Consider the following 16,723-nt stretch of genomic DNA (forward strand, 5'->3'; position numbering starts at 1 on the left):
CCGGTCAGTTGTCGGAGAGGACGAGCTGCGCGCCCCTCTCGCCGATCATGATGGCGGGCGCGTTGGTGTTGCCGCCGGTGATCGACGGCATGATCGAGGCGTCGCAGACCCGCAGGCCTTCGACACCGCGAACCTTGAGGTCCGGACTGACGACGGCGAGGTCGTCGACGCCCATCCGGCAGGTGCCGACGCCGTGGTAGACCGACGTCGCGCGGTTCAGGATCGCGTCGCGCAGCTCCTGGCCCTGCAACGCCTTGCCCGGGTGGAGCTCCTCCTTGATCGAGCCTCCGAACGCCTTCGACGCGAAGATCTCGCGGACCATCTCCGAACCCTCGCCGAGCACTTCGAGATCGGCCGGGTCGGACAGGTACTGGGGGTCGATGAGCGGCGCCGCCGTGGGATCGGCCGAGGCGAGCCGCAGCGTGCCACGGCTCCTCGGGTAGATCAGCGTGGTCAGCACGGTGAGCGCGGGCCGCTTGTCGACGTCGTGCCGGATCGGCGCGTCCTGGTTGGGCGTCACGTACGCCCACGGCAGGAGATGCAGCTGAAGGTCGGGCACGTCGGCGGCCTGGGAGGTCCTGAGGAAGGCGACCGCTTCGAAGACCGAGTTCGCCAGGAACGTCGTGCCGGGCCGCATCAGTTCGCTGACCAGGCCGCGCGCGAAGTACGGCGGGGTGCCCCGGTTCTTGCTCGACGACGCGCGGAAGGTCAGCGCGTGGAACATGTGGTCGTGCAGGTTGTCGCCGACCGGCAGATCCGCGACGACATCGATGCCGTGCTCCCTGAGGTGCTCGGCGTGGCCGATGCCGGACAACATCAGCAGCTGCGCGGATCCCACGAAGCCGGCCGAGAGGATGACCTCCTTGCCCGCGCGCAGCGTTCGCTGTCGCCCGTTCGCGTCGACGACCTCGACGCCGACGGCACGGCCGTTCTCGATGAGCACCTTCTTCGCCAGCACGCCGGACTGGACTTCCAGGGTCGCGGGCGCGAGACGGTGGATGTAGCCGCGCGAGGCGCTGTAACGCAGGCCGTCGGCGGCGTTCTGCTGCATCCGGCTGACGCCCTCTTGGGAGGCGGCGTTGTAGTCGTCGAGGATCTCGCAGCCGATCGCTTCGGCGGTCGCCTGGAGGAACTGCAGCGTCCCCTCCTGCGGGACCTTGTTGCGGGTGACCCGGATCGGCCCGCCCGCGCCGCGGAACGCGTTCTCGCCGTCCTCGAAATCCTCCATCCGCTTGTACGCGGCGTTGACGCTGTCGGCGTCCCAGCCCTTGTTGCCTTCCGCGGCCCAGGAATCGAAGTTGGCGCGGTTGCCGCGGACGTAGACCATGCCGTTGATGGAGCTGGAGCCGCCGACGACCTTGCCCCGCGGCACCGGCATCCGGCGATCGAGAACGTGTTTCTGCGGGACCGAGTAGTAGCCCCAGTCGAAGGGTTTCTTGAGCTGGGGTACCGCGTGCATGGGGCCGACCAGCCCCGGCTTCTTGACGAGCAGCCTCTCGTCGCTCTTACCCGCCTCGAGCACGATCACGCTGGCCCCGGACTCCGCGAGCCTGCCCGCGATCGCGGCCCCCGAGCTGCCCGATCCGACGACCACGTAATCGGCCTCGTCGCCGCGCGGCGCCCTGTTCGCCATTCCCGCTCCTCGGTCCGCCCACCGTGCAGAACTGTAACCTGTTCTAGTTCTGTCACCGTATAGCGAGACCGGCCGGTTCCGCAACGGGCGGTCACTCCCCGGCCGGTCTTCGAGACCTCAGCGCAGCGGTTCGAGCGCCTTCGCCAGCGGCTCCAGCACGGCGGGGGTGTGCGGCGGCGGCAGGTAGATGATCGCCAGGTCGAGGCCCGCTTCGCCGAGGGCTTCGGCGTCCGCGGCGACCTTGGCGTAGTCACCGTCCGCGCCGAGGCGGACGTGCGAGGACAGCGTGATCTCGTTCGGGTCCCGGCCGATGTCCGCGCAGTGCCGGTGCAGCACCTCACGCTTGTGCGCGAACTCCTCCGGCGTGCCGCCGACGAAGTTCCAGTGCTGGGCGTACTTCGCGGCCGTGCGCAACGTCCGCTTCTCACCGCTGCCGCCGATGCAGATCGGCGGATGCGGCTTCTGCACAGCCTTCGGCTCACAGCGGGCGTCGGTCAGCTGGTAGTGCTCCCCCCGGAACGTGGTGGTCTCCTGGGTCAGCAGGCCGACGAGCACCTCGCAGGCCTCCTCGAACCGATCGCTGCGTTCCTTGATGGTGCCCAGTTCCATGCCGTACGCGCCGGATTCCTCCTCGTTCCAGCCCGCGCCGACGCCGATCTCCAGCCGACCGCCGGAAACGATGTCCAGTGTCGCGGCCATGTTCGCGAGCAGCGCGGGGTGCCGGTAGTGGATGCCGCTCACCAGCGTGCCCAGGCGGAGCCGTTTCGTGGCCTGCGCGAGCGCGGTCAGGGTCACCCACCCTTCCAGGCACGGACCGGTCGAATCCGAGAAAATGGGATAGAAGTGATCGAAGGTCCAGCCGGATTCGAAGAGTTCGATCTCGTCGGCGGCCTGCCAGACGGCGAGCATGTCGGCCCAAACGGTGTCCTGCGGTGAAGTCTTGATGGCGAATCGCATGATCTTGATCGTAAACCTGGAGTTCCTCCAGTCGCGCGGCCGAAATTCAGCGGGCGATACCGAGCGCAGGTGGTCGCCGGCGTCCACTCCGGACTCGACGGGCAGGCTCGCGTATGGCGGGACCTCGCCCATCCACGCCTCGAAATCGTCGAAGGTCACCCGCGGCCCGCCCGCACCGAAGCGCTTTCTTCTTCGCGGCGCGCACAAGTCCGCCGATGATCAGTCCGCGAAGACGTCGGGGTTGCCGGTGTACCATCGATCACCGGCCGAACTCCGGTCCACTCCCCGAGTGGACCAGGCCGCGAGACCGAGCGGCGAATGCATCGAATCCCCGACTGGGACGTCGACGCGTTCCGTCCGCAACGACACCCACTTCTGCTGCGCTCGGTCCTTGTTTTCCCAGCCCTGTTCACGATCTTGCTGGAGCTGATGGTTATCCGCGCCTCGGCGGACGCGCCGGTCACCTCGAAGGCGCGCGCTATCTGGTGCTGGTGCCGGAAAACTGGTGCTGTGGAGTCACGGGATGTACTCCCTGGCCTATCCGGAGCCGGAGCGGATCGCGCTGACCGCGTCCCAGTACCGGGCCGTGCGCGGCTGGTCGATCGAAGAGGCGCTGACCGACCAGGTCCGGTTGGCCCGCCGCGTCGCACCATCGCGGCGGGTGAATCGGTGGGGGCGATCACCGCCCCTCCTCGACGCGCGGCTGGAACTGGTGCGGATCACCGATCCCGCGGCCAACGCGGCCGAATTCGCCGGCGTGGTGCAGGCCTCCACCGCGAACCCGCAAGGCCGGCGCATGAGACCGCTACTACCGCGTCGGCACGTTCGGCGTCGACAGGGTCGCGTTGGAGCGGCGTTCGGGCGGCAACCCGAGCTGGAACGCGGGGATCGACTACCGGCGGATCCTGGCATACGCCGAGCGGGTCACGCTGACCGGCGACCGGGAGAACCTTCGCGGGCTGTTCGTGAACCGGGCCGGTCACTGCGTGTTCACCGCGTCCGAAGAGATCACCGCGCTACGCACGCTGGAGCGGCGGCTGGACCACGGACAGTGGCCGTCAAGCGCCCCTGACGCGCTGAACGATCTTCGACGCCGTCGGGGAAGCCCGGGTGACGACCACCCCGGCGTTCGCGCGGCCCACGCCTCCCCCGTATCCGCGGGTCCTGCCGTTCTAGCCGGTGAGGATCGTCAACCCGTAGGCCGACAGGACGCGGTTGACCGGGACGAAGTAGGTGGTGCCGCCGCTGGAGCAGTTCCCGCTTCCGCCGACCAGCACTCCCTGCGCCTGCGTCCCGCTGACGAACGGCCCGCCGCTGTCGCCGGGTTCCGCGCAGACGGACGTGCGGGTCAGCCCGGTCAGCGTGCCCTCGGGGAAGGTGATCGAGACGTTCTTCGCCAAAATCGTGCCGCACCGCCAGCCGGTGGTCGCTCCGTACTTGCACACCGACGCGCCGACCGGGGCCTCGACCGAACCGGTGATCGTCACCCGGCTGTCGGTCGGTGGGATCGACCCGACCAGCCGCCAGTCGGTCGTATTGGTCACCCGGATGACGATCGCGCCGTTCGGGGGAACCTGCGCGCCCGGAACGACCCCGACCACACGTCCGCCGCTGCGGATGGTGTCGCCGGGCTTGCCGCAGGCGGAACTCGCGATCAGGTAGCCGACCTTCCCCGAGACCGCCGCGAATCCGGCCGTGCACCGCGACGCGGCGCCGCTCTGCAACACGCTCCCGCCACCCAGCGGAGCGGGAACGCTCGCTTGCGCGGTCGGCGGGGCGAGGGAGAAGAGCGCGACCAGGCCGAGCAGGAAGCGGGATCGGGGCAGTCTCATGGGACCCTCCGATGGGCCGGGGATGCCCTGATCGTAACCAGCGAGCAGCCCCGGCCCATCCGCCGAATCGCGCATTCTCAGCGCCAGCCGAGCTCCGGCGCCACATGCGTGAGAATGCTTTCCAGGACGTGCGCGTTGTACTCGACACCGAGCTGGTTCGGGATGGTCAGCAGCAGGGTGTCCGCGGCCTCGATCGCCTCGTCCTCCTTGAGCGCCCGCACCAGCTCGTCCGGCTCGGCGGCATAAGACCGTCCGAAGATCGCCCTCGTGTTCTCGTCGATCATGCCGACCTGATCACGCGAGTCGCGGTCACGACCGAAGTAGGCGCGGTCCAGGTCGTTGGTCAGGGCGAAAATGCTGCGGCTGACCGACACCCGCGGCTCACGTTCGTGACCGGCCTTCCTCCATGCCTCGCGGTAGGCCTCGATCTGCTTGCGCTGCTGGACGTGCAGCGGTTCGCCCGTCTCGTCGTCCTTGAGCGTGGAACTCTGCAGATTCATGCCCTGCTCCGCCGCCCAGACAGCGGTCGCGTTCGAACCGGAACCCCACCAGATCCGCTCGCGCAACCCCTCGGAGTGCGGCTCAAGGCGCAACAGCCCCGGCGGATTGGGGAACATCGGCCGCGGGTTCGGCTGCGCGAAGCCCTCCCCCTCGAGCAGCTTGAGGAAGACCTCGGTGCGCTGCCGGGCCATGTCCGCGGCGGTCTGCCCCTCCGCGGGGCCGTAACCGAAGTAGCGCCAGCCGTCGATCACCTGCTCCGGAGATCCCCGGCTGATCCCGAGCTGAAGTCGGCGGTTGGAGATGAGGTCGGCGGCGCCGGCGTCCTCGACCATGTACATCGGGTTCTCGTAACGCATGTCGATCACGCCGGTACCGATCTCGATCTTCGACGTCCGAGCACCGATCGCCGCGAGCAGCGGAAACGGACTCCCCGCCTGCCGCGCGAAGTGATGCACGCGGAAGTACGCGCCGTCCACGCCCAGCTCCTCGGCCGCGGCCGCCAGGTCGATCGACTGATGCAGGAAGTCGGCGGCCGACCGGGTCTCGGAGTGCGCGCTCGCCGACCAGTGGCCGAAGGACAGGAAACCAATCTTCTTCACGCACGTGTAAGCGTCCGATGACCGGGTTTGATTCCCTACCCACCCGCACCAGTTACTTAAAGCTACCCATGGTCACACTGTGCACTTCAGGCTCTCGACCTGGGGACTTACCGACGCCGCCCGTCCACCCGAGGCACAGAAGTTGTCAGAGGGTAACCGATCATTCTCTCAATGTAGGTTTGCGTGACGAGACGGACCCCCCTGATTAATGCTCTCGAGGCGACGTATACTCTTCTCACATCAGCAAGTCCGAGTGGCGGAATGGCAGACGCGCTAGCTTGAGGTGCTAGTGTCCTTAACGGACGTGGGGGTTCAAGTCCCCCCTCGGACACCCGCATTATTCACACGCAAAGAGGTCGTCGCGTAGACGGCCTCTTTTTCGTTGTCATACCGCAGGTCAAGCCTCAAATCCCGGTACAGCCGTGCCAGCTTGCCCGGCTGACTGTCAGCGAGGGCAGCCCCGATGGCACCCAGCGAGTCGATCATCGCGTAGACCTCGGCGTCGGTCATGCCCGCTGGCTCGTTCGCGGCTGCTAACGCCCCTTGCGCGGCCGCTCGGTCCGCCTGAGCCTCGTTGATGCTCTCGACCATCGCCATCGGGTCGACGCCAGCAGCAATGGCGTCCTGGAAGCGCCTGAGCTTGGCTTCTGCCTCCTCCAGTTGTTTGCTTGCAACTCGATCGCCCTCGGCTCGCATCGTTGGCTGAGCGCCCACGAGCTGGCTGACGGTCTACCCGATGTTCTGCTGGTCGAACAACTCACCGACCCAGCCGTTCACCGCGTCACGCAGCGACTCCTCCCGGAGATAGATCGTGGGTGGATGCGCGAGCAAGGCCGGTGCCCCTGGTGCCAGAGTCCGGGCCGGGCATCGGTAGTACATGCCGTACTTGCGCGGACTGCCTTCCATCTTCCGTTCGCACGCGCCACACCGAATGAGACCGCGGAACAAGTACACGTGCTTCACCGGGCGACCCACGCGTTCGGCCTTGCGCGCTGTCCGGAGACCGCCGGCCGCCTTGGCTCGCCGGATCACCTGCGCCTGCGTGAAGTCCTCGACGGACACGATCTTCGGGTGAGCGGGCTTACGCGACCGAACCACCCGATCCGGCTTGGCTCGCCGGAACCGCACGACGTTGCCGGCAGCAACGTCATCAGGGTCGAACAGCATCTCCTGCCGAGCCGACCGAAGGCGTGATCGGCGAGGCGAGTCAGCCAGTTCCGCTCGTCGCCCTGGACTGTCGCCATTCTGGTCTGGGAGTACCGCGTAGGTCAGGCAGGCCACCGACTCCCCGCCGAACCTGGCGAGGACGCCGACTCCGGCGTCGTGCAACGCGACGACGACCGGAACTGATTCCTCGCGGGCATGGTCTATGTCAACCGCACGGACCGGGCACTGTTGATACACCGTCGAACGGCACCTATTTGGACGCTCAACCTTGGGCATCCCGTCGCGTGGGCCGTTCTCGGCGCGCTCGCCGTCGTCGTGCTTCTCATGAGCTCCGGAGTCATCGTCGTCCCCCAACGGAAAAGCCTCTTATAAAGAGCGTCGAACCGGGCCCGGTCCCGATCCCAGTTACGGTCGCGGACGTGATTCACGATCCGATGTGTCAGGGAGCAGACCAGTCCGAGCGCACTTGAGAACAACAGCCATGACAGGACACCGCCGGACACCGCCACGGCAGCGGCGTCGGCGGGCTTTCCCGGTGTGGTGGCAAGTCGTCCGTCCTCGTGCAGCCAGATCGGACGGATCGTCCCGCAGGTAGGTCGGCACGAGGAACCGTACGACCTGGGACGCGGGCAGCACAGACTGCGGGCAACCACCGCTGTCGGTCACGACGATGCCTGGAATTCGATGTGGTGTGCGCGTACGGCACCCTCGTGCTCGTTAGAGAATCTCCCGTTTCTGTGCGTGTGGCGACTTGTTCTTGTTCAGCAGCTCGAAGGTCTTCCGTTTGCAGGTCGGATCGGAGCTGTAACATGGTTCAGCGCTGATTCAGGTCTTCCAAAAGGTCTCGTGCGGCGAGGTCGCCCCAAGCCAGTCCGCGTTCGAGAACGGCGCGAGCTTCGTCGACGCGCCCTTGGCCGAGGAGGAACTCACCCAAGCCGGAGCTCCAACCTTCCTCGTCGTGGTTGAATCCTTCCCAGAATTCTTCTTCGGCGGCTTTGAGATCCTCACGATAACGCCAGAGAAACCGCGCATATCGCTGATGAATTCGTGGTGCATCCAGTTCGATAGCCTGCCTGAAGAGGCCTTCTGCCTCGCCCAAACGCCCGAGGCGGGCATAGACAGCAGCCAAGGCGGCATAGACACCCGGGCTTCGCGGCCCCAGGTATCTTTCCCCGACTTTCGCCGCGGTAGCGGGGTCGTCGAGATCTTCCGAGTACAGGACGACCAAGTTCCCAGGAGCGAGGGTGTCGCCGAGCTCAGCCGACCGTTGCAAGACTTCCCGGGCTTCGTCGAATCGTTCTTCATCCTGCAGGAAGACGGCGTAGTCGTTGAGCGCCTCGACATCGCCTTTCTCGATGGCGTTTCGATACGCTTTTTCGGCGACTTTCACCTCCCCGAGCTCGGCAGCGATCGACCCGAGCAGACCGTACAGGTCGACCCGTCCGGACTTGATCGCACGCTTGAGCATCTTGACGGCCTCGCGTGGTCGCTCGGTACCCAGCAGGGCGTAGGCGAGTTCCCTGGGAGCGTCGGGTTCCCCCGCTGCGACTGCTTCGCGAAGTGTGCGCACGGCTTCCTCGTGCCGGTCTTCGTGCCGCAACTCCACACCGCGGCGTGTCAAATCGTGGTCGCTCATGGTGCTCACCAAGCTCATTCTCGCAGGTCCGACGCGCTCGACGGAGCTCAGTCTAATGTCGAGGGCCGAGGCCGGGGCGGGACGCACGGCCGACGCACATCCCGCCCCGGGCCAGGGCTAACGCCAGGCGAATGCCATCTTCGGCGGATTACGCCGCTTGTTCGGGTTTACAGGAAGCTTCCTGCGGCCGCCGTGGTTGGCGGCTTTTTGATGCTTGTCGCGCGACGATTTGCTTTTGCTTGTCTCGTGCGGCTTTCGCGCTTGCTGATTCAAGGGCAATTTCTTCTTCTTCGCGAATGCCATCTTGAGTCGGCCCACCGAAGCTCGAGCCTTGCTCGCGAAACGGGGAGCGGCTCGTACGGCGGCCTTGCCGACCCGGCTTGAAACCTTGACGACCGCTCTGGCCGCCTTGATGACAGCACCGCCCAGTCCGCCAGTGACTGCGCCGAAGGCGTACATCGCGGCAGCGCCCCAGTTGCCCTGGATGGCGTTGCCGACCGCGGCGACGCCGCTGGCCACGGCGCCGATCGGCCCCGGGATCCACGAGACCACCTCGGCGACCTTCGTCACCGCGGAGACGATCGAGCTGAACCACGAGTTGCCGTCGAGGTCCATCGCGTTGATGGGATCGCCGGCGACGTAGTCGTAGTCGTTGGCGGAGCCGCCGTCGACCGGGTCGACCGAGAGGAATCGGCCCAGCAGCGGACTGTACGGACGGGCGCCCATCTGGATCAGAGACAGTGCACCGGCGTGCTCGTAGGGCCGCTGATACTGACCGAGCCACCCATAGTCCATCGAGCGGGCGAGTTGTCCGGCACGTTCTGCGCGTCGACCGCGCCATCGGCCCTGAGCGGCTGGCCGTACGGATCGAACGTGCGGAGTTCACCGACCTGGTGCCCTGCCGCGTCGGTGGACAAGACCAGGTCACCGCGGATCGACGGATGGTCGAACGACGGCGTGAACGCCCCATTGTCGCCGATCTTGCTGATGTACAGCACACCGCCAGGCGGTGACAACGACAGTGACGTGAGCCGGCCATCGGCGTTGAGCGTCAGATCGGGACTGTCCCCGTCGCCGGAGAAGCCGTACCTCACGACGGTGTTGTTGTCGCAGTCACGGGGGTCACGGCGCACGATGCGGTTCGTCGCGTCCCTGGTGTAGGCGATGTTCGCGTTCTGGGCGGCGTTCGGCCCCGTGGTCTGGACACCGATGTTGCGGTCGGAGCCATCCCAGCGCAGCGTCGTGACGCTGCCGTCGGCGGACTTCCAGCCGGTGGTGTTGCCGTCGGCGTCATAGCTGAGCCCGGACAGGGCGGTAGCACCCTCGGTAGCGAGCAGGCGGTCCGCGGCGTCGTAGCAGTACCGAGTCTCGGCCGTGCCGGTGGCGGTCTGGTCCAGCAGCCGCATCCGGTTGGTGTTCAGTCCGGCGTTGCCCACGCTGCCGTTCGGGCAGGTCACCGAAGCGGCCGAGGTGTAGTCGTACGTGTAGTGGTGTCCCGTGACATAGGCCTCGCTGAGCCGTCCAACGGCGTCGTAGAGGTAGTTCGGCGCGTTCGGCCTGGCGTCCTGGCCGGCCAGGGACTCGTCGATGATCGTACCGGCGGAGGTGCGTCCCACCCGGGAGACGACATCCTTGTTCTCGTTGTCGTGGCGTGGTTCCTGACCAAACCATCCGGCCAACACTCGCAGTCCACATCAGCGTTCGACCCGGACGGCAGGTTGTCCGTTCTCGCTGCCGCGATCGGCGGGCTATGGTCGGCCAACGTCGCCGTCGTCGCAGTGATCGCCGGCGGCATCACCATTGCCGTACTGGTTCATCTCGTCCGCGACGCGAATCCTCGGACCTCCGGCTGGATCGCGATCGCCACCTACGCCGTCCTGCTCGCAGGCATGCTCGCGCTGGGCCGAACGACCGATCAGCTACCCGGCGGCAACGTCGGACTCATCAGCCGGTATGTCGTCATCAGCACACTCGCCACCAGTGCCCTGCTGGCGTTGGTGGCCATCAACCGTCCACAATGGCCTCTACGGCAGCTACTGATCGCCACCGTGACCGTCGCACTGGTCACTCACGCCATCGGCGGCAACAAGGCAGAAGGCGTCCGGCACGACTACGGCCCTCTGAATCTCGCGGCCGTCGCCCTTCGGGTCGACGCACCCACCGTCCTCGACACCCTGCACATCCAACGCGCCGCCGCACCCGCCGCCCGCTCGCTCGGCGCGTACCCGTTCAATGGCACCTTCACCCTCGGCTGCGGCGGCCCCGAACTCGGCAGCCGCCTGCCCACAGCGGCGCCACTCCCCCGCGGCACGGAACCCGGAGACACACACGGCGAAACCGGCACCCCTCTGACCGGGGACACCCTCCTCAGCGGATGGGCCACCATCGGCGGCACACGAGCCGACTGCGTCCTCGTCGTCGACCAGAACGACATCGTCATCGGCGGCGGCCTCATCGGCCTGCCCGGCTCGGTGACCAAGACGAAGACCGCGGCACCGGAAGGCATGGCCTGGCAAGCCGTCGCACCGGCCGGAGCCACGATCGGAGGAGTGATCGCCGTCAAGACGGGTGCCTTTTACCGACTGCAAGCGCAGGAATGATGACACGGCAGCGAATCCCGCTGTTATACGCACCTCTTCAGCGCGGTGGCGGGCGTCACCGGCCGCGAACATCCGGCTTCCATACGAAGCGCTCGATCTCGGCTGTGAACAGCAGCTCGACTCTCACACCAATTTCCTGGAGCAGTTCAGGAACAAGAAGGCGGTTAACTGGTTCGAGTCTTTTCGAGTCGGTCTCCGTCGATCTACCTGGGACCTTCGGCGGTGAGGTCGTGGAGCAGCACGAGGACGTCGTCTCCGTGGCGGCTGGGCCAGGAGCCGCGCGCGTAAGTCCTCTGGGAGGACGTGGTCGAGGTGGGCCCAGCCGGCCAGGCGGATGGTCAGCAGTGCGGCGGGATCTGAGGTGTCGGTGAGGATCCGGCGGGTCTGCTGTGCGAAGGCCACTTCGGTGAGCAGGCCGGTGGTGGGTTCGATGTCGATGCCATGTTCCAGCGCCGCAGGAAGGTGACGTTGTCGGGCAGGCCGTGATCACCGCGGGGCAGGGTGGCCAGGGCGCGGCGTATCTCGACGCCCCGACATACAGTCTTTTCGGCAGGTAGATCAAAGGGAAGGACCTGGGTGTTTACCGGGCCGGCCACAGGCGCTGCACATGGCGTGCCTCGACGCTGCTGCACCGCATGGTGACCCGCGCACGCAACTGATTTAGCCCGCATCCTGCATGACGAAAGGCTTCAGCATGGAGGCCAACGTTTGTTCGGTGAAGCTTTGCGCTACAGCGACCCGGCCCTCGCCAGGCCTGACATTCACCGTGGGCGGGCACGACGCATCGGCGGAGCCGCTGCTCGCAATCGGAAAGGTCGCCAGACTGCGACCAGTCTTCGCCTCGTACACCTCGAACGTGTACGTCGCCGGGTATACATCACCCTCCGCGATATCCCATTCGCACGTGCCGATCGGCATGGTGTCCCGCTTTCGTACTCCGCCCAGGCACACGACCAGTTGTGCTCGGGACGCATCGGCCCGCCACTCCAAAGGGAGCGAGTAGACACTGAATGATCCGATCAAGTCGGATACGCCGGTGGACTTCGCTCCCCCCGCGACGAGGTGAGGTCCGTGACCGACGTAAGGCGGCGCCGCCGGATTCGGGACCCGCGTGTCCATTCCACAGAGGAAGGTCGCGGGACTCGTACTGGCGGACGTCACCGGAGCGGTCGTCGTAGGCGAAGGCGCTGCTGACCTGTCATCCGGCGTGCTGCAACCTGCCGCTCCCGCCCACGTCGCGGCAGCGAGGACAAACGCACATCGAGGTCTCATACGGTCGATACAACCGCACAGCAGCCGCCGAAGGTAGCGCCAGCCAGAGAACAGCTGCCCCACCTTGGCTTCGGTCCACAGCACGCGCAGCGGTGGCTCGCCAGCACGGACTCGATGACAACAAACGCTCACCACTGGCAATAGGCGCCTTCACGGTTCGCAGTCACCTCCAGCTCACCGACATCTGCGGGTGACGCCTACCGCTCACAGCGACGAGCTGGTCAGCCCGCCGGCGGTATTACGACTACGGATGATCCCGCTGGTATTCGGGCTCACCAACGACATCGCCGACCCGACCCACTCCGAAGCCCTCTGGTAACCCCTCGCCCTCGGCGCCGACTTCGGCGGCAACGCCACCGCCATCGGCGCCAGCGCCAACGTCGTCGTCCTCGGCATCGCCGCCCGCGCCGGCAGCCCCATCTCCTTCTGGGAATTCACCAAAAGAAGGGCGTCCTCATCACCGTGCTTGTCGCCGCGCCCTACCTCTGGCTCCGCTACTCCGTCTTCGCATAAGGAGTTCGTCAGGTCAGCCGGGGCGCTGCCGTGCGACTGTGGTGGCCGAGAAGCTGATCACTATCCAGCCCGTGCTTTACCGGGTAAGAAATGGAGGCCGACCGACCTATGCGAACGCGTCGCCGTCGTAGCCGTGCCGCAAGCACCCAGCATCGGCCGCGTTCAGCGGAACAGCAGCGCGTTCGTAATCGCAGGCACACTGCCGCACCTGGTCGGGGCATCAGGCCGTTGGCTGCCCCCTTTTGCTTTTCTGACTTAGCGATCGTCGCCGGTCGTGTGGCCTCGTCTTCTCGACTTAATCGAGCCCGGGAAGGCCCGAACCCGAACGGAGCATGCCTTCGACGGTCCGCACAAGCCTGACCGCCTGGCGCATCTGCCGAGAAAGTCAGTGGAGGGTGGTGTCGATGAAGACGGGTGTCGAGGAGACGGAAATCTTGATTTCCCCGTCGTGCAGTTCCACCGGTGTACTGGTACCGAGAGCGTCCACCGCACGTGCGTGGGGATGGGGCCATTCCCAGACGAGTTCGGTCGGCGGCCGATCATCGCGATGGGCGCTGGCGGGTCGTCGCCAGGCGATCAGCAGTGGCGTGCGGCGGGTTCGCCGGACTTCGAACAGGTAGATGTCCGGCCGGTCGGGCACTGTGATCCGGTCGACTCGTGCGACCTGGTCGAGGTGGCGGGTCATCAGGGCGAACGTATCGGCGGCCGGGTACCGGTGAGCGATGGCGTCGCCGGTGTAGTCCATCAACGCGAGCTTGCCGAACATCAGGATCGGAGTGATGCGGAGGTGCCGTTTCAGCTTCCACTCCGGTCCGAGCGCGTAGTAGAGGTTGCGCCGGACTCCGGCGGCAAGGGCGAGCACGGTGCGGACGACCAGGTCGGTGCAGGCGATCCGATGGCGTTCGGACTCGAGGTCCGCCGGGCAGTCCGCCAGGAACATCTGCAGGGCCGGCGGCAATTCGTCGCGGCGTTCGTAGAGGGCGACCACGGTGTGTTCCTCGGTGGCCTGCAGGTCCTCGATCGTGTCCGGCATGGGCACCTCCCCGAGGAACTGCCGCTGATGTGCGGCGAGTGCCTCGGCCAGATACGGGAGATTCTCGGGGAAGTCCGTGGGCAGCGGACCGCTGTGTTCGCTGGCGACCACCAGTTGACGGCACCCGTGCGCGGCCAGCTGTGTGCGGCACGCCTCTATCAGTGCCGGAACCTCGTAGGCGTCACCGTAAGGGTGGATGTCGAAGACGTCGAAGTACTCGGAACCGTCGCGCAGCACCTGGCCGAAGAAGGCAGCCCAGGTGCCGGCTCCGGCCTGGCCGTCGCCGAGCATCGCCCCTGGCACCGCTCCGCCGAGCACTACCAGCGCGGCCGGGTCAGCACCCTTTGCCGCCGTGTGGAACGCGCCAAGCTGAGTCAGGTACTCCTCGGCCGTGCCCGCCCAGAACAATGGCAGGCAGGGTTCGATCTCGCACTGCCAGAACCGGATCGCCCCGGGGCGGCGGCCGACCAACTCGGTGACGAACCTGCGGTACCGGCCGATCTCTAGCGCCGGTGATGCCGGTAGCCAACGAGTCCCACGGCGGGTGGCCCACGGTGAGCTCGCGCAGACAGTCACCCATGCCTCGTCACCTTCGCCGAGCTGATCCAGCAGCGCGTCGACGGCGTCCCACACGAAGCGCCCGGGTTCGGGCTCCACTTGCGACCAGTAGATGTTCACCCGCACGATGCCCGCTCCCAGCGCGCGGGCTTGCGGGACGAAGAGTTCCGGTGGACTGAACAGTCCGTAGGTGGTGGCGCGAACCATGCCGACACGGATGTCGTGCGGCATGTTCTCCTCCTGCACGGTGGCCGTCATCCTGTTTCCTTCGCTTTCCACTAGGAGACGGTACGTCCCCTATGATCGCTACCAGGTTAGCAACGAACGGAGCATATAGGGGACTTTTAGTCTCCTAAATTGAGCGGAGGGACATGGTGACGACCTCGCCGCAGGCCGGAGACCCCCGAAAAGGGCCTCGGCGGCGCGGGAAAGTGCTGGAACAGGCGATCCTGCAAGCCGCGCTGGACGAGCTGGCCGAGGTCGGCTACAGCGGCCTGACCATGGACAGAGTCGCCGCCCGTGCCCACACGAACAAGACCGTGATCTATCGCCGCTGGCCCCACCGCGCGGCGCTGGCTGTCGCGGCGTACCTCCACGTCACGCCTGCCGACGATCCGCCCGACACCGGCGACCTCCGCGCCGACGTACTCGCCTTGTTGCGTGGCGCGGCCCAACGGATCAGTTACCCGCAAGGGGCGATCCTGCACATTCTCGCCGCGGAGATGGGCAATGAACCCGACCTGGTCCGCGCGGCCCGCGATCAGCTGGTGGACACCAGCCTCGCGCGATGGCTGACCGTGCTCGGCAAGGCGGTCGCCCGCGGGCAGGCACGCCCCGAAGCGCTTTCGCCTCGGATCGCCACCGTCGCGATCGATCTCGTGCGCCATGAGTACCTCGTCCGTGGTGCGGCCATCATCGCCGACAGCACCATCGTCGAGATCGTCGACACGATCTACCTCCCCCTCGTGCGAGCGTCGGCCGATACGGACGATCCGGGCACTCGCCGGTAGTCATCGTGTCCGCCGGACTTGACGACTACCGGCTGCCCTGAGAGCTATCCGGGTTCGCTCACCGCCGGTGTCATGGAGATGTCCCAGAAATCGGCGTAGCGGCCACCGTGACGCAGCAGTTCGTCGTGACCGCCGTCCTCCATGATCCGGCCGCCGTCCAGGAACACGACCCGGTCGGCACGCCGGACGGTGCGCAATCGATGTGCCACCATCACCACGGTCCGACCCGCCATCAGACGTTCGAGACCTTCGTGCACGGCCGCCTCGTTGCCCGGGTCCAGTGCGGAGGTCACCTCGTCCAGCAGCACGACGGGCGCGTCCTTCAGCAGCGCCCGCGCGATCGAGACTCGTTGGCGTTCACCGCCCGACAGCGATGTGCCGCCCTCGCCGACCTGCGCCGCCCACCCGCCCGGCAGCCGCGCGATCACCTCGTCCAGCCGCGCCGCGCTCGCCGCCGCCCGCACCTCGGCGTCGTCGGCGCCGGGACGGCCGAGGCGCACGTTGTCCTCGATCGTGCCGTCGAAGAGGTAGACGTCCTGGAACACGATGGCGATCCGCGCCATCAGCACCTCGCTGCCGACCGAACGCACATCCACGCCGCCCAGGCGGACCGTGCCCGTGTCCACGTCGTAGAACCGCGCGATCAGCTGCAACAACGTGCTCTTGCCCGCACCCGACGGCCCGACGACGGCGAGCCGCTGTCCAGCCGGGACGGACAACGACAGGTCGTCGACCACCGTGCGGTCGCCATGCCGGAACGTGACCGATGCGAACTCCAGGTCATGACCTGCCGGCTGGACGGGTTCACGCGGTTCCGGGAGCGGCTCCGCGCGCAACACCGCCTCGAGCCTCGCCAGCACGGAACGCGCCCCGCGCAGCTTGCCACCGATATCCGTCAGCGACAGCAACGGATCCGCGCAGCGAGCGGCCAGAACCAGAGCCGTCAACACCTCCGCCACGCCGATACTCCCACCCAGCGCGAGAGAGGTGCCCAGGACCAGCAAGACGGTGAACATCGCCTGCACCACGAGCGTCACCCCCACCACTCCGGGCAACGCCGACAGCGTGCCACGGCGGGACATGCGCTGTAGTTCCCGCAGTGAATCGTCGAGCAACACGCAAGACTGGCTTGCACGATAGGCAGCCCGGGGTGATTGCCATCTCTGTACACCGCCCGGTTCGTATATCGTCACTTCCCTCGGCTGCCTGGGGTTGCAGGCGCATGTGTCGCCGATCAGAACCGGACGAGTGAAGGGGAGCGGGTATGACCGACGATGTGGCCGGTCAAGTGATCAAGGCCGAGCGGGAGCGGATCCGATGTCTCCTCGACGTGGATCGCGGCACCTTCGACCGCTTGCACGCCACGGAGTACCGGTTGTGCAACCCGACCGGCACCGTGTGGACGAAGGCCG

15 protein-coding genes, 1 tRNA gene and 1 pseudogene are annotated in these 16,723 nt (G+C 66.8%); 4 read left to right on the plus strand and 13 right to left on the minus strand.

Annotated elements, in window-relative coordinates; translation table 11 throughout:
- Positions 1-4: 4 nt before the first annotated feature.
- The 5 genes from AVL48_RS35865 to AVL48_RS35885 form a co-directional block, all read right to left on the minus strand.
- Positions 5-1,633, minus strand: a complete 1,629-nt coding sequence (locus AVL48_RS35865) for a GMC family oxidoreductase (RefSeq protein WP_061981065.1) — start codon at positions 1,631-1,633, stop codon at positions 5-7.
- 117 nt (positions 1,634-1,750) lie between these two features.
- Positions 1,751-2,590 (minus strand): LLM class F420-dependent oxidoreductase, encoded by an 840-nt coding sequence (locus tag AVL48_RS35870; RefSeq protein WP_061981153.1) that lies wholly within the window; start codon positions 2,588-2,590, stop codon positions 1,751-1,753.
- Positions 2,591-3,127: 537 nt separating this feature from the next.
- Complete coding sequence (locus AVL48_RS35875; RefSeq protein WP_061981064.1) at positions 3,128-3,388, minus strand: hypothetical protein; 261 nt, start codon at positions 3,386-3,388, stop codon at positions 3,128-3,130.
- A 374-nt stretch (positions 3,389-3,762) separates the two neighbouring features.
- Complete coding sequence (locus AVL48_RS35880) at positions 3,763-4,422, minus strand: S1 family peptidase (RefSeq protein ID WP_061981063.1); 660 nt, start codon at positions 4,420-4,422, stop codon at positions 3,763-3,765.
- Positions 4,423-4,499: 77 nt separating this feature from the next.
- A complete protein-coding gene (locus AVL48_RS35885; protein WP_061981062.1) occupies positions 4,500-5,522 on the minus strand; it encodes an LLM class flavin-dependent oxidoreductase in 1,023 nt (340 codons plus the stop codon).
- A 247-nt stretch (positions 5,523-5,769) separates the two neighbouring features.
- On the opposite strand from AVL48_RS35885, the gene AVL48_RS35890 reads away from it, so the two are divergent.
- A tRNA-Leu gene (locus AVL48_RS35890) sits at positions 5,770-5,853 on the plus strand.
- Here the strand turns inward: AVL48_RS35890 and AVL48_RS40395 are convergent.
- The 5 genes from AVL48_RS40395 to AVL48_RS40410 all read right to left on the minus strand — a co-directional run bounded on the left by AVL48_RS40395 (position 5,835) and on the right by AVL48_RS40410 (position 9,941).
- Positions 5,835-6,218: a hypothetical protein gene (locus tag AVL48_RS40395; protein ID WP_074038181.1), complete on the minus strand. Its 384-nt coding sequence runs from the start codon at positions 6,216-6,218 to the stop codon at positions 5,835-5,837. The two genes, AVL48_RS35890 and AVL48_RS40395, sit on opposite strands and share 19 nt — an antisense overlap.
- A gap of 33 nt (positions 6,219-6,251) precedes the next feature.
- Complete coding sequence (locus tag AVL48_RS40400) at positions 6,252-6,584, minus strand: recombinase zinc ribbon domain-containing protein (protein WP_063054182.1); 333 nt, start codon at positions 6,582-6,584, stop codon at positions 6,252-6,254.
- Between the two features lie 919 nt (positions 6,585-7,503).
- Entirely contained in the window at positions 7,504-8,325 is an 822-nt protein-coding gene (locus tag AVL48_RS35900; protein ID WP_061981060.1) for a tetratricopeptide repeat protein, read from the minus strand.
- 117 nt (positions 8,326-8,442) lie between these two features.
- Positions 8,443-9,051 carry an RHS repeat domain-containing protein gene (locus AVL48_RS40405; RefSeq protein WP_061981059.1) on the minus strand — a complete coding sequence of 203 codons (609 nt, stop codon included), beginning with the start codon at positions 9,049-9,051 and terminating at the stop codon, positions 8,443-8,445.
- A gap of 5 nt (positions 9,052-9,056) precedes the next feature.
- Positions 9,057-9,941 (minus strand): hypothetical protein, encoded by an 885-nt coding sequence (locus tag AVL48_RS40410; RefSeq protein ID WP_063054183.1) that lies wholly within the window; start codon positions 9,939-9,941, stop codon positions 9,057-9,059.
- A 102-nt stretch (positions 9,942-10,043) separates the two neighbouring features.
- Here AVL48_RS40410 and AVL48_RS35915 point away from each other — a divergent pair, with 102 nt between their 5' ends.
- Positions 10,044-10,925, plus strand: a complete 882-nt coding sequence (locus AVL48_RS35915) for a hypothetical protein (protein WP_177242275.1) — start codon at positions 10,044-10,046, stop codon at positions 10,923-10,925.
- 660 nt (positions 10,926-11,585) lie between these two features.
- Here AVL48_RS35915 and AVL48_RS35920 read toward each other — a convergent pair.
- Positions 11,586-11,843, minus strand: a complete 258-nt coding sequence (locus AVL48_RS35920; RefSeq protein WP_061981057.1) for a hypothetical protein — start codon at positions 11,841-11,843, stop codon at positions 11,586-11,588.
- Between the two features lie 604 nt (positions 11,844-12,447).
- On the opposite strand from AVL48_RS35920, the pseudogene AVL48_RS40415 reads away from it, so the two are divergent.
- Positions 12,448-12,710: pseudogene (locus tag AVL48_RS40415) on the plus strand (hypothetical protein); the annotation flags it as partial.
- Between the two features lie 385 nt (positions 12,711-13,095).
- Here AVL48_RS40415 and AVL48_RS35930 read toward each other — a convergent pair.
- The gene (locus tag AVL48_RS35930) at positions 13,096-14,559 is read right to left on the minus strand and encodes a glycoside hydrolase family protein (protein ID WP_061981055.1); all 1,464 of its coding nucleotides are present in this window, start codon (positions 14,557-14,559) and stop codon (positions 13,096-13,098) included.
- Positions 14,560-14,672: 113 nt separating this feature from the next.
- Between AVL48_RS35930 and AVL48_RS35935 the strand changes: the two genes are divergently transcribed.
- Positions 14,673-15,311 (plus strand): TetR/AcrR family transcriptional regulator, encoded by a 639-nt coding sequence (locus AVL48_RS35935; RefSeq protein ID WP_061981054.1) that lies wholly within the window; start codon positions 14,673-14,675, stop codon positions 15,309-15,311.
- Positions 15,312-15,355: 44 nt separating this feature from the next.
- On the opposite strand, the gene AVL48_RS35940 is transcribed toward AVL48_RS35935, so the two are convergent.
- Positions 15,356-16,426, minus strand: a complete 1,071-nt coding sequence (locus AVL48_RS35940) for an ABC transporter ATP-binding protein (protein WP_244162444.1) — start codon at positions 16,424-16,426, stop codon at positions 15,356-15,358.
- Positions 16,427-16,723 lie beyond the last annotated feature (297 nt).

Source organism: Amycolatopsis regifaucium, from assembly GCF_001613935.1.
Lineage (GTDB): Bacteria > Actinomycetota > Actinomycetes > Mycobacteriales > Pseudonocardiaceae > Amycolatopsis > Amycolatopsis regifaucium.